Below are 14,022 nucleotides of genomic sequence, written 5' to 3'. Positions count from 1 at the left end.
ACCCCTTACCAGATTGAACAGATCAGTTCTCCCCCGACCTTTTTCTCACTCGCCTTGCGTCCGGTTGTTACACCGGTGGAAGTGGAAACGATCAGGGTACCATAACCATTCAGAATCCGGGGCAGTTCTTTATACCCCGAATACACCCGACGTCCGGGCTTCGAAATTTTCTGAAGGCCGTGAATAATCGGCTTATCATTTTCATCATACTTCAGGAAAACCCTGATGACATCGATGCCATCCTTGGTCACTTTCTTGAAGTTCTTCACGTAGCCTTCGTTCTTCAATATCTTCACAATTTCCAGTTTGAGCTTTGAGGGAGTCACATCAACCTTCTCAAAACTTGCCATGGAGGCATTCCGGATTTTTGTGAGCATATCTGCTACAGGATCGCTAATACTCATTCTTAACTCCCTTACCAGCTGGACTTTGTTACACCGGGAATCAGGCCTTCACTGGCATACTTCCGGAAACACACACGACACATCTGGAACTTCCTCATATAACCCCGGGGACGTCCACAGACCTTACAGCGATTAACCCTTCTGGTCATATATTTGGGTTTGCGCTGCGCTTTGTTTATCATTGATTTCTTCGCCATGTCTCCCCCTATTTCCTGAACGGCATTCCGAGCTTGCCAAGCAGGCTTTTCGCCTCGACATCGGTCTTGGCAGTCGTAACAATCGCGATGTTCAACCCGCTGATCCGTTCAATCCGGTCATATACAATTTCCGGAAATATGATCTGTTCGGTTACACCCAGCGAATAGTTTCCATGACCGTCAAACGCATTCGGATTCACACCCCGAAAGTCTTTTACCCGGGGGAGGGCGATATTGATCAGACGATCCATGAATTCATACATTCTGTTTCCACGGAGCGTGACCTTCGCACCCACTTCCATGCCTTCCCGAAGCTTAAAGTTAGAGATTGACTTCTTGGCCCGGGTCTTTACGGCCCGCTGTCCGGCAATCTGGGTCAACTCGTTTACCGCTACGTCCAACAGTTTTTTGTTGGAGATAGCATCGCCGACACCCATGCTGACAATAACTTTTTCAATACGGGGAAGCTGCATGGAGCTTTTGTATCCAAACTCATCCTGAAGCTCTTTTCGCACCTTATCGGTGTAGAGAGCTTTTAATGTAGGTACAGCACTTGCCATTACAGAGCCTCTCCTGTTTTCGCGTTAACGCGAACCTTCTTATCGCCGTCGAGCTTAAAGCCGGCCCGCGCGGGCTTACCGTTCTTTCCCACCAGCTGAACATTGGAGATATGCAGAGGTGCTTCCACCTCCATGATGCCTCCGCGGTCGTTCTGGCTTTTCTTGCGAACAGCCTTTTTCACCATGTTCACGCCTTCGATCAGGATTCTTCCGTTCTTCAGATCGATCCGGAGTACACGGCCGGTCTTGCCCTTTTCTCTTCCCGCAACAACCATTACCTGGTCATTCTTCTTAATCTTTGTTGTATACGTGTTCATTGCGTTCTCCCGTATCCTTACAATACTTCCGGTGCAAGAGACACAATCTTCATGAAGTCTCTATCACGAAGCTCCCGGGCAACAGGCCCGAAAATGCGCTTACCCTTGGGATTGTGGTTTGCGTCGATAATCACGCAGGCATTCTCATCGAACCGGATATATGTTCCATCCTGCCGTCGGTAGGATGACTTGGTTCGTACAATTACCGCCTTTTCAACCTTTCCCTTTTTCAGGGGCGCATTGGGGAGGGCGTCTTTTACGCTTACTACAACGATGTCGCCAATACCAGCAGTTTTTCTTTTGCTGCCGCCAAGCACCTTGATACACTGTACCCGCTTGGCACCACTGTTATCTGCGACTGTTAAATATGTTTGCATCTGAATCATACGTTTACCCTTTACAACCTTCGCAGTATGGCCTAGCGAGCCCGTTCTACAATTTCAACCATGCGCCAGGTCTTGTTCTTGCTGATGGGTCGGCACTCTTCAACACGGATGGTATCTCCCGTGTTCGCATCGTTAGCCTCATCATGAACCTTCAGCTTCTTGGACCAAGTCACATATTTCTTATACAGATTGTGGGTTCTTTTGGTTGTCACCCGAATAACCACAGTCTTGTCCATTTTGTCGCTTACCACCACACCGGTGTAGGAACGACGGTTTCTCTTAACCTTTGTATTTTCCACAGCTTTTCTCCTCAACTTCCCTGATCTACTCGTCACCGGTAACATCGGGGTGGTTGTAGATAAGACTGTTCAGCCGGGAAATCTGGCGTCGGAGATTTCTTTTCTCCAGAGGATTATCCACATGACCAACCACAGACTTGAAACGAACATCCATAATTTTGGTCTTCAGCTCTTCCCGCTTCTGCACCAGTTCATCAAAGGTCAGATCTTTAAATGAATTTTTCATACTTCTACTCCAGATCTTCCCGAACCACAAACTTGCACTTAATCGGAAGCTTGGACGCAGCGCGTCTCATAGCTTCTGAAGCCAACTCTTTACTTACACCGGCGATTTCAAACATTACCGTGCCGGGTTTCACAACAGCCACCCATGCGTCAGGACTTCCCTTACCGCTACCCATTCGGGTTTCTGCGGGCTTCCGGGTATAGGGAACATCGGGAAACAGCCGTATCCATACTTTACCGCCACGCTTGATATGACGGGTCATGGCAATACGTGCAGCTTCAATCTGACGATTGGTCACCCATTTGTTGCCCAGGGCAACAAGAGCGTATTCACCGAAAGCAATGGTGTTTCCCCGCTGGGCTTTTCCCAGAAGGGAGTTTTTCACGTTACGCTGCTGTTTACGATATTTCAGTCTTTTCGGACTCAGCATTACTTTCTCCCTTCCCGGGGCTCTCTTTTCTTACGAACCAGAGCACCGGCATCTTCTTTCGCCTCGCGCTTCAGTACTTCACCTTTGAAGATCCACACCTTCACCCCGATGATACCGAAGGTTGTGTGGGCTTCCGCGAAACCATAGTTGATATTCGCCCGGAGGGTATGCAGAGGAATTCTTCCCTGCTTGATCACCTCGTTACGGCTCATTTCGGCACCGCCAAGCCGGCCGGAAATCAGGATTTTCACACCCTGTGCTCCGCCCTTCATGGCCTGTGCAGCAGTCATTTTCAGTGTGCGGCGGAAGGATGAACGACCCTTCAGCTTTCTCGCCACATCCAATGCAATGATCTGAGCGTCCGTCTCAGGCTTTTTAATCTCTTTAATTTTCAGCTGGATCTTTTTCCCGGTAATCTTCTGCAAAGATGCACCGATTTTTTCAATGGTGGCACCCTTGGTTCCGATGATTACACCGGGCCGGGAGGTATGAATTACCAGCGTGATCCTCTGGGGATGACGTACAATCTCCACTTCAGCAATGTCGGCGTTCCTGGTTTCAGGCAGCTCTTTCAGAGCTTTCCTGAGTTTCAGATCCTCATGAAGAGTATCCGCATAATCCCTGGGATCCACATACCATTTGGAACTCCAGGTTTTGTTAATACCAAGACGCAGACCGATCGGATTTACTTTCTGTCCCACGTTACACTCCCGCCTTATTTACTTCATCCACTACCGCAGTCACATGACTCATTCTCTTCAAGAGAACATCAGCCCGACCGCGACCCCGTCTCCACAAGCGCTTCATCCGGGGACCTTCATTTACCATCAACTCACTGATGAAAAGCATGTCTTCATCAAGCTGCTTGTTCTGATACAGTGCATTTGCCGCCGCACTCTGAATAACCTTCTGCAGAATCTTCGCACCCTTGTGGGGCAGGTTTTCCAGAATGGCGATAGCTTCGGGATAGCTCTTCCGGCGTACATTGTCTGCTACCCGGCGCACCTTTGTTGGGGAGATCAGAACATAACGGGCGTGTGCTTTATATCCACGTTTCTCTGCCATTATTTTTCTTCCTCTTCCTAGCGCTTACCAGCTTTCGCATCTGATCCGGCATGACCCCGAAACAGTCTGGTGGGCGCAAACTCACCGAGCTTATGACCGACAAGGTTTTCGGTCACATAAACCGGAACCCAGGTCTTTCCGTTATACACAGAGATGGTCATCCCGACCATGTCAGGGATGATGGTTGATGAACGGGAAAATGTCTTAATCATCTTCTTTCCGCCCTCACCTTTCGCCATCTCATTCACTTTTTTATAGAGGCTCTTTGCGACAAAAGGACCCTTTTTAATTGATCTTGACACGTCGAATCTCCTACTTGCGTCTCTTCACAATAAACCGGCTAGAAGTCTTACGTTTCTTCCGTGTTTTATACCCTTTGGTTGGCATACCCCAGGGAGAAACAGGATGACGTCCACCGGAGGTCCGGCCTTCACCACCACCATGGGGGTGATCTACGGGGTTCATAACAACACCGCGAACCTTGGGACGGCGACCGAGCCATCTTGAACGTCCGGCTTTACCCAGACTTACATTCATGTGGTCAATATTGCCCACAGTTCCTACGGTCGCAAAGCACTTCTTAAACACCATCCGCATTTCGCCTGAAGGAAGTTTTACGGTAACGTAATCCTTGTCCTTTGCAACGATGATTGCGGAAGCTCCAGCAGCACGAACCAGCTGACCGCCGCGGCCAAGCTCCAGTTCAACATTATGAACAGTGGTACCCACCGGAATATTTTCCAGAGGAAGTGCGTTACCCACTTTGGGCGCGGCACCTTCACCGCTCAAAATCTCATGACCAACACTTACACCCCGGGGAGCAAGAATGTACCTCTTGTCTCCGTCCCGATACTGAACCAGTGCGATATTTGCACTGCGGTTGGGGTCGTACTCTATTGCGGCAACAACACCGGGCACACCGTGCTTATCCCGGGCAAAGTCGATAACTCGGTACTTCCGCTTGTGACCACCGCCTCTTCGGCGTATGGAGATCCGTCCAGCGGAGTTCCGACCGGCTTTGCCGTTCTTACCTTTGGTAAGACCTTTCTCGGGTCGACCCTTGGTGATTTCCTCATAGGTCAGTCCGGTGGTGCCGCGAAGTCCAGGGGTTGTCGGGTTATAGTTCTTAGTTCCCATAATATCTTCCTACGTTTTAGGCACCTTCAAAAATGGATATTGTGTCTCCGGCTTTCAGAGTCACAACCGCCTTTTTCCAACTCGCAGTTTTACCAACGGCAAAGCGAACCCGCCGGGGCTTACCCTTTACACTCACGATGTTACAGCCCTGGGGCTTCACATCAAAAAGGGCCTCAACTGCCTTCATAACTTCAATCTTGTTCGCCCGGGGGCTGACAACGAAACTGTACTTGTTCTGCTCACGCAGACCGTTGCTCTTTTCCGTCAGCAGGGGCTCAAGAATTACTTCATCGGCTCTCATCTATCTCCCCTTATTTTGCGGCTGCTTTCGCCGGCTCATCGCTGTAAAAATCATTCAGCTTCAGGGCCGCGCTTTCCAGCACAACAACTTTTTTTCCGTAGAACAGATCATGAGCCCGAAGCTTGTTATAGCTGAGGGTGGTAAGCCAGGGGATATTTTTCCCCGCGCGCTTAATCATCTTGTCTTCATCTTTCACAATGAGGACTGTCCGTTCTGCGTTTCCAAGATTACTGAGGATACCGGCAAGATTTTTGGTCTTTCCGTTTTCCACATCAAAATCTTCAACAACAATGAGGCTGTCATTCTGATTCTTCATGCTCAGAATTGATTTAAAAGCAAGCCGCTTCAGCTTCCGGGGCATCTTATAGCTGTAATCCCGGGGACGGGGACCGAATGCTGCGCCACCGCCGACCCACACGGGGCTCTGACGGGTACCCATACGGGCCCGGCCGGTTCCCTTCTGCTTCCAGAGTTTCCGGTGTGATCCCCGGACTTCACTTCTGGTCTTGGTAGAAGCGGTACCCTGGCGAAGGTTGGCAAGCTCATTTCTGATGGCATGATAGACAGCACCTTCACTCACTTCCCGGTTAAACACCGAGTCATTCAGGGAGATATCTTTGACTTCTTTTCCCTGTACTGAAAGGACCTTCTTATCCATAACCGTTTCCTAACCTTTTTTCTTTGCCTTCTGAAGAATCAGCGTACCGTTCTTCCGGCCAGGAACTGCACCCTTAACGAGCACAACCTGTTTCTCTGCGTCAACTTTTACAATTTTCAGATTCTGTACGGTAACCCGTTCATTACCCATACGGCCGGACATTTTCAGTCCTTTGATAACCTTTGAAGGCCATGCAGCCATACCGGTAGCACCGTTTTCCCGGTGGAACTTTGAACCGTGGGTGGCTCTACCGCCACCGAAACCCCAACGTTTCACAACACCCTGGGTACCTTTACCCTTGGAGGTGCCGATTACGTCAATAAAAGAAATATCGTTAAAAAGATCCGCACCGAAGGTGTCGCCGATCTTGCATTCCTGTTCAAAATCTCGGATCTCAACCAGGCGCTGCTGGGGCTTGACATCTTCTGCAAACTGACCTGCATACGGCTTGGTCACACGGCTCTCTTTCATTTCGCCGGCACCCAAAAGCACTGCGTTATAGCCGTCTTTTTCTTCGGTCCGATGTCCAACAACGACATTGGGATCAATCTTTACGACGGTAACCGGAGTAACCACGCCGGTTTCATCAAAAACCTGGGTCATTCCGACTTTTTTACCAATAAGCCCTATCATCTTATTCCTCTCACCATTGCTAAACGGCCGAAGCCGCTTAGGTAGCTACACATTTTGAACTCGGGTCGTCATCCGGCAACGCCGGAACGTGCCCCTTCGCACATTTAATGTCTCTACTGTTTAATCTCTACATCAACACCCGCGGGCAGTTCGAGCTTCATAAGCGCATCCATTACATTGGAAGTGGGCTCGATGATATCGATCAGCCGCTTATGAGTCCGCATTTCAAACTGTTCGCGGCTCTTTTTGTTTACATGGGGCGAACGAAGTACAGTAAATTTGTTAATCCGTGTAGGAAGGGGAATCGGCCCTGAGACCTTCGCCCCGGATTTCTGCACGGTCTGTACTATTGATTTCGCGCTCTGGTCGATAAGTTCGACATCAAAGCCGCGAAGCCGCACCCGTATCTTATCCTTAGACATTGTTCCTCCAACGATTCTCCGGAAACATTCCGGTAAAACCGAATAGCTCTCATCAGGCCTTTGAGGCCGACACATCTGTCGTTTCCGCCGGTTTTCGGCGGCATAAATCGTTTCACCCGTCTTTCAACCGGGGTGAAACCGGAATCCTGCTCCGATTCTGACGATCAAAATCGGAACGGGAGAGGCCCGCCGGAAGGCAGACCATGGAATTCCGCCGGCGTTTCAATAACCGACCGGCGGAAGCCCGCCGGCGCGAACTCATTCCAAGAACGGTCCGGCACCGGCATATATCCGGGTAATACGGAATTACTCGACGATTTCAGTAACCTGACCGGAAGCAACGGTTCGGCCGCCTTCACGAATTGCAAACCGGAGTCCGGTGTCCATCGCGATGGGGTGAATCAGTTCAACTTCAATGTCAGTGTTGTCGCCGGGCATCACCATTTCCTTGCCGGAAGGCAGGGATACGGTACCGGTAATGTCAGTAGTCCGGAAATAGAACTGGGGACGATAACCGGTAAAGAAGGGAGAGTGACGACCACCCTCGTCCTTGCTCAGACAGTAAATGGTTCCCTTGAACTTCGCATGGGGAGTAATTGAGCCGGGCTTTGCAAGCACCTGTCCACGCTCTACCGCATCTTTTGCAGTACCGCGGAGCAGAGCACCGATGTTATCTCCAGCCTGACCCTCGTCCAGAAGCTTGTTGAACATTTCAACACCGGTAACGGTTGTCTTGGTGGTGTCGCGGATACCCACGATTTCCACTTCTTCGCCAACCTTTACAATACCGCTTTCCACACGACCGGTTACTACGGTACCACGTCCCTGAATGGAGAAGATGTCCTCGATAGGCATGAGGAAACTCTTGTCCACTGCACGTTCGGGCAGAGGGAAGTAGCTGTCCATAGTGTCCAGGAGTTCCTGGATAGGCTTGTTTGCTTCTTCACTGTCGGGGTTTTCCATGGCAACGAATGCAGATCCTCGGATTACGGGGATATCATCGCCGGGGAATTCGTAGGAAGAGAGAAGTTCACGAACTTCTTCTTCAACCAGGTCGATCAGCTCTTCATCATCAACCATGTCGGTTTTGTTGATGAATACAATCAGTGCGGGTACACCTACCTGACGCGCAAGCAGGATATGCTCCCGGGTCTGACTCATGGGACCGTCGGTTGCAGATACTACGAGTACCGCACCGTCCATCTGAGCAGCACCGGTGATCATGTTCTTAACATAGTCGGCGTGTCCCGGACAGTCTACGTGCGCATAGTGACGCTGATCTGACTCGTACTCGAGGTGACGGGTATTGATAGTAATACCACGAGACTTTTCCTCGGGTGCGTTGTCAATTTCTTCGTACTTCAGAGCCTTCGCACCGAACTTGTTTGCACTGTACATAGTGATGGCAGCACTCAGTGTCGTTTTACCGTGGTCAACGTGGCCAATGGTACCGACATTAATATGAGGCTTCGTTCTTTCGAACTTTTCCTTAGCCATTACGCCCTCCTCACAGAATCGTAACGTAAGAGTTTTGTCTCGCTTACACCTGTTCCATTGGTTACACCGGGGTATCCAGATGAAAAGCTACAGACATTTATAATGAATAGAATGAGTTGGCATTTTATTGAAGCGGACATACTTTGTCAATCTTGCCGGGCAACGTCGATTCCGCCCTTACGGGAGGAGACACGATACACTGCGGCAACCGTTGCAATACGCAACATTGACAAGCACGACGCTCATCAGGCGGGAATTCACCAGCTTAACCAGAGGAACGGATCAGCTCCGTTCATTGTTACTCCGTCAACACAAAGAAATGCAGCTGCGCTTCTTCATGCTTAAGCACGGCAACCACCTTACCATCCAACTACGCTATCCAGCCTTGATGCGTGGCCGGGCTGCAAGCTGGGCTTGCGACCTGACCGGCACTCCGGCCTGGCCGCCGGTGAGTTCAGCTGATACTGAGCTCACCGGCCGGCAGACCGTTGTATATCCACGGGTGCAACGCACCCGGAAGACTTTGTGCATCCGGCATGACACCTAATCAATCGGAAGGTCGGTTTGGTTGATCAACATCGGCCAGGCATCCTGCACGGCGATTGGAACCGCTTATCGTCTGGCCATTTGTGGTGATCATAAACACGACAATTCAAAGATCAATGCAATGTGGCCGGAGTATATTAGGGAGATAGATGTTTGTCAAGTAAGAGAATAGGAAAAAGGCCGGTCAGGCCGGCAGAATACCGGAAAATGCAGGATGAGCAGATCAGCCCTGGCCGCAAGCTGCTCAACCTCTCCTGACAGGAAGATATATGGCAAAGCAGGCACCTTCCGACGAAAGATCCGCCGCTTCCTCCCTGCGCTGCTCGGGGCTGAGATACATGAAACGGCCGTTCAGTTTCTGGTGAATCAGATTATACACAATATGCAGTCCCAGCCCTGTATTGCCTCTGGATCTCCGGGTGGTAAAAAAGGGATCAAAAATCTTCCCGATATTCTCCGGAGGAATTCCCGGGCCATTATCACAGAAATAGACGGCATGATATTCATCCGATTTCCGGTAGAGAAGCTCCACCTTATTCTGCCGGCTGTCTTGGGAAGGGGCTTCACCAAAGGCATGATGAAAACTGTTCCGGGCCAGATTGCTCAATACCTGCCACAAAACTCCGGGGTAGGTGATAAGCATGGTATCTTCAGGAACCTGAACCTCCACATCCGCCCCGGCAGGTTTCAGAATTGTCCTCAGGGTATCCTTTATTTCAGAGAGGAAGTTGTGAAGATCCATCTCCCTCTGCTCCTCAAAATACTGATCCGCTGCGACCTGCTTGAATCGTGTAACCATTTCGGTGGCTCTCTCCAGATTGCTTGAGGCCATTGCGGTTGCATTCACCACATGTTCCAGTGTGGCGAGGAGTTCAGACTTGCTTACTTCGGGAGAGTTGATCAATTCCATGGCCTGATTGGCTGAATCGTGAATATAGGAGACTGCGGTAACTGATACGCCGATGGGAGTATTAATTTCATGGGCAAACCCTGCGACCAGGCCGCCCAGCGCCGCCATCTTTTCCGATTCTATAAGCTGATTCTGGGCAATGCGAAGCTCTTCAACCCGGTTGTTCAGCTCCCGGGTTCTTTCATAAATTTTATCCTCAAGCTCCGAGGTGAACGATTCAAGCCTTCCCGCCATCTTGTTGAACTCACGGGCAAGAATTCCAACCTCCCCCGCCTGCCGCTCCTGGTAGCGTACATGGGTTGCGCCCTCTCCAAACCGGGCAACCACAGCCGCCAGGTTCATAATCGGATTGGATATCCGCTTGGATGCCACAACCACGAATACCGCAGCTGCCAGAACCGCAGCAAGACTTATGCCGGTCACAATAATCAGGGACTCGGCAAGGGGCTCCAGAATTTGCTGAAGGTCATCATATATCATCAAATACCAGCCGCTGGGATCGTGATAAAATCCATTGACTGCGAAACGCCCCCCTGAAGCCCCGAGCACACTGCCGGGAATATAGCCGCCCATTGCATCGCCAATGGTTTGGAGCACTTCATCAAGCTGGTCGTCCGGGAAACGGCTGATTGAATTCAGCCCGGAAGGGTGAACAAAGCTCCCATCCCCCCGAAACACCAGTAGCCCTCTGCTGTAGGGATCGGAATCGCTGAACCTCTCCTGCAGATTTTCCAGCAGACGGTTGCGGTAAAACGGGACATCCGCAATATCCAGACGCTCCAGCTGCTGATATGAGGTCTCCAGCTGGGAACGCACAAGACTCTGCTCAAGAGCAATCAGGTCGTACTGGCTTGCTGCCAGGTAATTTCGTGTGAGGAGAAACACAAACACAAAAATCAGCACAAGCGGAACGATAATGAGAGGAAGAAAGGTGGAAAGCAGCCTGTTCTGAAGGGTCACAGTGCCCCCCCGAACTTTAAAAGCGGGAATGAAACACCAGCCGAGAAACGGGAATCTGTTCCGGATTTTCCGTGTACCATATGGCCTGTTACTCCTGAGTACTCACAAGGTCAAGATAATAGTCGAAATTCATCCCCATCTCCCGCTCCCACACCGTTGCAAATGTTCCGTTCTCCAGGGTGTATGCAACAAATTTTTCCAGGATCGAGGTGAGCTCCTCTTCCCTTGGGTCTACCGCCCAGCCTACTGGAACCAGACTGAGGGTCAGGGGCGAAACCTGCATATCTCCCAACTCCTGAACCGTCCGGGCAAGAAAGAGGGAACCGTCAATAGTGATATCCGCCCTGCCCTCCCGGAGAACGGTAAAAACATCCTCATCCGCTTCATACTCTATAAGCCGGATGCTGACTCCATGTTCCTCCATTATTGATTGAAGCATGGGAATCTGAAAATCCCCGGGCCGGACGGCAGCTGCAAGCCCATCCAGATCGTTATAGCTTTCTATTCCGGAGGCTTCGGGACCGATCATCACCACACCCACCGGAAAGAACGGTGTCATGGAAACCAGCCGTCGCCTCCACTCGTTTATTCCGAACGGAGCGGCATACACATCAACATCATCCATTAGATCCGGAACATAGCTGATCTCCGGCTTGCTGATTATTGAGCTGTCAAATTTCCCGTTCCGGGCAAAAAAATCAGTAATCTGCTCCTGCTCGTAAAACTCAGCACTGACCCCCAGCATCTCTGCAAAAACCCCGGCATACACATAGTCAAAGCCCCGGTATTCGCCGTTTTCATCCATATAATATGATTCGGGCGCATTGATTACGGCGAAGCGGATCTCACCGGCATCCTGAAGGCGGGACAGGTATGCCCGTTCCCGGTCGTTCAAAAGCTCCTGAAATCCTGAAACCGGGCTGTCATCCGATTCTACAGAGTCCGCCCGGGGGGTATCCGCCCCGCAGGAACAGATCTGCAGGGTCAGGAAAACTGTTGCGAGAACGATTCCACATCCAATGAAAGTCACTCTGCCTTTTCCCATGAGTACGCTCCATTACGGTTTTACATCATACTTGTATTCTAATAGGGATTGCAGCGGAAAGAAAGATGTATAGAAAAAAAGCGGAGCAGCTCCTCCAGGAACTGCTCCGCCGGAATTCAGAGATGATGTGAGCCGATGGAAAACTTCCGCCGGTTCACGAGGCTTCTTTTACATGCCCGCCGGAGTTTCCATTAGGGTTTCCGCCGGCGGAGGAGGATTTTAAATGCTGGATCATATCTTTGCCGAGGGAAGTCAGGTCGTACTCCGCCTTCCACCCCCAGTCATTCCGGGCAGGTCCGTCATCGATGCTTTCAGGCCACTGATCCACAATGGCCTGGCGAAAATCCGGAGCATATTCGATGCTGAAGCCCGGAACCAGACTGCTCACTTCCCGGGCAAAATCCCCGGCGGATGCGGAGAATCCGGTTACATTATATGTCCGCCTGCGTAGGGATCCCTGGGGGGCATCCATCAGACCGTCGATGGATGCGATCACATCGGGCATGTACATGAAGGGCAGGCGGCTGTCTTCTCTGACAAAACAGCTGTAATGTCCCTGATCAACCGCCTGGCGGAATATGTCCACTGCAAAATCCGTGCTCCCGCCGCCGGGCTCGGCTTTGTAGGAGATAACTCCCGGAAAACGCAGGCTTCGCACATCGCAGCCGTAGCGGCGGTGATAATAATCAAAAAGCAGTTCGGATGAGACCTTGGTGATGCCGTACATGGTCTCAGGCTTGAGAATGCTGTCCTCGGGAGTATTCTGCCGGGGTGCATCCCCGCCGTACACTGCAATGGATGACGGAGAAAATACCCGCTCCAGGGAAAATTCCCTGCAGGCCTCAAGTACGTTCAGCGTACCTTCCATGTTCACATGGTAGGCGGTGAGGGGATTTTTCTCCCCGTTTCCCGATAAAATGGCCGCAAGGTGATATATGCGGGTGATATTATGGGTTCGGATATATTCATAGAGGGCATCCCTGGAAGTGATATCCAGATAATCGGAGACAAACCCGTCCCCGCCCTCTCTCACATCCGTGGGGAAAACCGAATCTTTCCCGTATCTCTGAAAAAGATGCATGGTCAGTTCGGTCCCGATTTGTCCGTTGGCACCGCTAATTAATATGTTCATCCACGCCTCCTTTTCCGCCGGTTTCAGATTCAGCCATCTGTAAACATGCCCTGCTCCCGCATGCCATCCGAGTTCCGGACTCAGTCCGATTCAGACCGCAATAATTCGGAAATCCACAGGGTAGTTCAATATATTGTACGCTCAATGTATTGAACCCGTTCAACCCTGTCAAGACTTATATACAATATATTGAACTGTTGATATAATTATCTCATGTTGGAAAATAACCAGAACCTGGAACCCCGGAGCGCACTCCCGGACGTGGCCAGCAGAATACGAAGCATTCGCAAGATGAAGGGACTGAGCCTGGATGAACTGGCCATGAGGAGCCTGGTATCAAAATCCATGATTTCCCAAATCGAGGGGAATAAAACCAACCCCACCCTGGCAATGATATGGAAGATTGCCAAAGGTCTGGATACCACGGTTCAAAATCTGATCCAGCCGAGACAGGATGCCGCCATCGACGGAGCACCCCTCCATACCCACAGCCCCGGCGAACCCCATGAAGACGGGGGCACCACCGAGATCCTGTTCGAATACACCCGGAAGGAAAATTTCACACAGATTACCGCTGACAAGCCCGGGGTGCATTTCAGGGTACTCACCCCCGCAGAACAGTCTGAAGACCTGGAAATTTACCGCATCAGCATACGGCCCGGGGCAATTCTGGATTCACAACCCCATCTGGGGGGTACGGAAGAGTATCTGACTCTGCTGAAAGGGCGGCTCCGGGTAATCGCAGAAGACAACAGCAGCGAAATGAATAGCGGTGACTTCATCATGTACCACGCCGATATCCCCCACAGCATGGAGAATATCGGAGATGAAAACGCAGAAGTGCATCTGGTGGTTCGATTCCGGTAAAACGCCCGAACGTCCATCATCTCACCCGCA

At 50.9% G+C, this 14,022-nt stretch carries 21 protein-coding genes; 1 reads left to right on the top strand and 20 read right to left on the bottom strand.

Features of this window, described 5'->3' with window-relative positions; translation table 11 throughout:
* Positions 1-5 precede the first annotated feature (5 nt).
* From rpsH to L21SP2_RS04055, 20 genes are all read right to left on the bottom strand, one after another.
* On the bottom strand, positions 6-404 hold the full coding sequence (rpsH, locus tag L21SP2_RS04145) for a 30S ribosomal protein S8 (protein WP_024267241.1): 399 nt from the start codon (positions 402-404) through the stop codon (positions 6-8).
* An 11-nt stretch (positions 405-415) separates the two neighbouring features.
* The gene (locus tag L21SP2_RS17910) at positions 416-601 is read right to left on the bottom strand and encodes a type Z 30S ribosomal protein S14 (protein ID WP_081719455.1); all 186 of its coding nucleotides are present in this window, start codon (positions 599-601) and stop codon (positions 416-418) included.
* An 8-nt stretch (positions 602-609) separates the two neighbouring features.
* A complete protein-coding gene (gene rplE / locus L21SP2_RS04140) occupies positions 610-1,161 on the bottom strand; it encodes a 50S ribosomal protein L5 (protein WP_024267240.1) in 552 nt (183 codons plus the stop codon).
* Positions 1,161-1,478 carry a 50S ribosomal protein L24 gene (gene rplX, locus L21SP2_RS04135; RefSeq protein ID WP_024267239.1) on the bottom strand — a complete coding sequence of 106 codons (318 nt, stop codon included), beginning with the start codon at positions 1,476-1,478 and terminating at the stop codon, positions 1,161-1,163. The genes rplE and rplX overlap by 1 nt, the downstream gene beginning before the upstream one ends.
* A 17-nt stretch (positions 1,479-1,495) precedes the next feature.
* A complete protein-coding gene (rplN, locus tag L21SP2_RS04130; RefSeq protein WP_041401156.1) occupies positions 1,496-1,864 on the bottom strand; it encodes a 50S ribosomal protein L14 in 369 nt (122 codons plus the stop codon).
* A gap of 32 nt (positions 1,865-1,896) precedes the next feature.
* Complete coding sequence (rpsQ, locus tag L21SP2_RS04125) at positions 1,897-2,163, bottom strand: 30S ribosomal protein S17 (RefSeq protein WP_024267237.1); 267 nt, start codon at positions 2,161-2,163, stop codon at positions 1,897-1,899.
* A gap of 25 nt (positions 2,164-2,188) precedes the next feature.
* Positions 2,189-2,389, bottom strand: coding sequence for a 50S ribosomal protein L29 (gene rpmC / locus L21SP2_RS04120; protein WP_024267236.1), 201 nt, complete (start codon positions 2,387-2,389; stop codon positions 2,189-2,191).
* 4 nt (positions 2,390-2,393) lie between these two features.
* Entirely contained in the window at positions 2,394-2,819 is a 426-nt protein-coding gene (gene rplP / locus L21SP2_RS04115; protein ID WP_024267235.1) for a 50S ribosomal protein L16, read from the bottom strand.
* Positions 2,819-3,520: a 30S ribosomal protein S3 gene (rpsC, locus tag L21SP2_RS04110; protein WP_024267234.1), complete on the bottom strand. Its 702-nt coding sequence runs from the start codon at positions 3,518-3,520 to the stop codon at positions 2,819-2,821. The genes rplP and rpsC overlap by 1 nt, the downstream gene beginning before the upstream one ends.
* Before the next feature lies 1 nt (position 3,521).
* The gene (rplV, locus tag L21SP2_RS04105; RefSeq protein ID WP_024267233.1) at positions 3,522-3,884 is read right to left on the bottom strand and encodes a 50S ribosomal protein L22; all 363 of its coding nucleotides are present in this window, start codon (positions 3,882-3,884) and stop codon (positions 3,522-3,524) included.
* A gap of 17 nt (positions 3,885-3,901) precedes the next feature.
* Entirely contained in the window at positions 3,902-4,186 is a 285-nt protein-coding gene (gene rpsS / locus L21SP2_RS04100) for a 30S ribosomal protein S19 (protein WP_024267232.1), read from the bottom strand.
* 10 nt (positions 4,187-4,196) lie between these two features.
* Positions 4,197-5,021 carry a 50S ribosomal protein L2 gene (gene rplB, locus L21SP2_RS04095; protein WP_024267231.1) on the bottom strand — a complete coding sequence of 275 codons (825 nt, stop codon included), beginning with the start codon at positions 5,019-5,021 and terminating at the stop codon, positions 4,197-4,199.
* Between the two features lie 16 nt (positions 5,022-5,037).
* On the bottom strand, positions 5,038-5,322 hold the full coding sequence (rplW, locus tag L21SP2_RS04090; protein ID WP_024267230.1) for a 50S ribosomal protein L23: 285 nt from the start codon (positions 5,320-5,322) through the stop codon (positions 5,038-5,040).
* Between the two features lie 10 nt (positions 5,323-5,332).
* Positions 5,333-5,980 carry a 50S ribosomal protein L4 gene (rplD, locus tag L21SP2_RS04085; protein ID WP_024267229.1) on the bottom strand — a complete coding sequence of 216 codons (648 nt, stop codon included), beginning with the start codon at positions 5,978-5,980 and terminating at the stop codon, positions 5,333-5,335.
* Positions 5,981-5,989: 9 nt separating this feature from the next.
* Entirely contained in the window at positions 5,990-6,613 is a 624-nt protein-coding gene (rplC, locus tag L21SP2_RS04080) for a 50S ribosomal protein L3 (RefSeq protein WP_041401151.1), read from the bottom strand.
* 113 nt (positions 6,614-6,726) lie between these two features.
* Positions 6,727-7,035, bottom strand: coding sequence for a 30S ribosomal protein S10 (rpsJ, locus tag L21SP2_RS04075; protein WP_041401149.1), 309 nt, complete (start codon positions 7,033-7,035; stop codon positions 6,727-6,729).
* 306 nt (positions 7,036-7,341) lie between these two features.
* On the bottom strand, positions 7,342-8,532 hold the full coding sequence (gene tuf, locus L21SP2_RS04070; protein ID WP_041401147.1) for an elongation factor Tu: 1,191 nt from the start codon (positions 8,530-8,532) through the stop codon (positions 7,342-7,344).
* 790 nt (positions 8,533-9,322) lie between these two features.
* Positions 9,323-10,948: a sensor histidine kinase gene (locus L21SP2_RS16835; protein ID WP_024267223.1), complete on the bottom strand. Its 1,626-nt coding sequence runs from the start codon at positions 10,946-10,948 to the stop codon at positions 9,323-9,325.
* Positions 10,949-11,036: 88 nt separating this feature from the next.
* Positions 11,037-11,993 carry a substrate-binding periplasmic protein gene (locus tag L21SP2_RS04060; protein WP_024267222.1) on the bottom strand — a complete coding sequence of 319 codons (957 nt, stop codon included), beginning with the start codon at positions 11,991-11,993 and terminating at the stop codon, positions 11,037-11,039.
* 154 nt (positions 11,994-12,147) lie between these two features.
* Entirely contained in the window at positions 12,148-13,125 is a 978-nt protein-coding gene (locus tag L21SP2_RS04055) for an NAD-dependent epimerase/dehydratase family protein (protein WP_024267221.1), read from the bottom strand.
* 213 nt (positions 13,126-13,338) lie between these two features.
* Between L21SP2_RS04055 and L21SP2_RS04050 the strand changes: the two genes are divergently transcribed.
* Positions 13,339-13,992 carry a helix-turn-helix domain-containing protein gene (locus tag L21SP2_RS04050; RefSeq protein ID WP_024267220.1) on the top strand — a complete coding sequence of 218 codons (654 nt, stop codon included), beginning with the start codon at positions 13,339-13,341 and terminating at the stop codon, positions 13,990-13,992.
* The last annotated feature ends 30 nt before the right edge of the window (positions 13,993-14,022 follow it).

This window comes from Salinispira pacifica (genome assembly GCF_000507245.1).
Taxonomy (GTDB): domain Bacteria; phylum Spirochaetota; class Spirochaetia; order DSM-27196; family Salinispiraceae; genus Salinispira; species Salinispira pacifica.
Note: the sequence above shows the minus strand (reverse complement) of the source record. Positions and strands in the feature narration are given on the sequence as shown.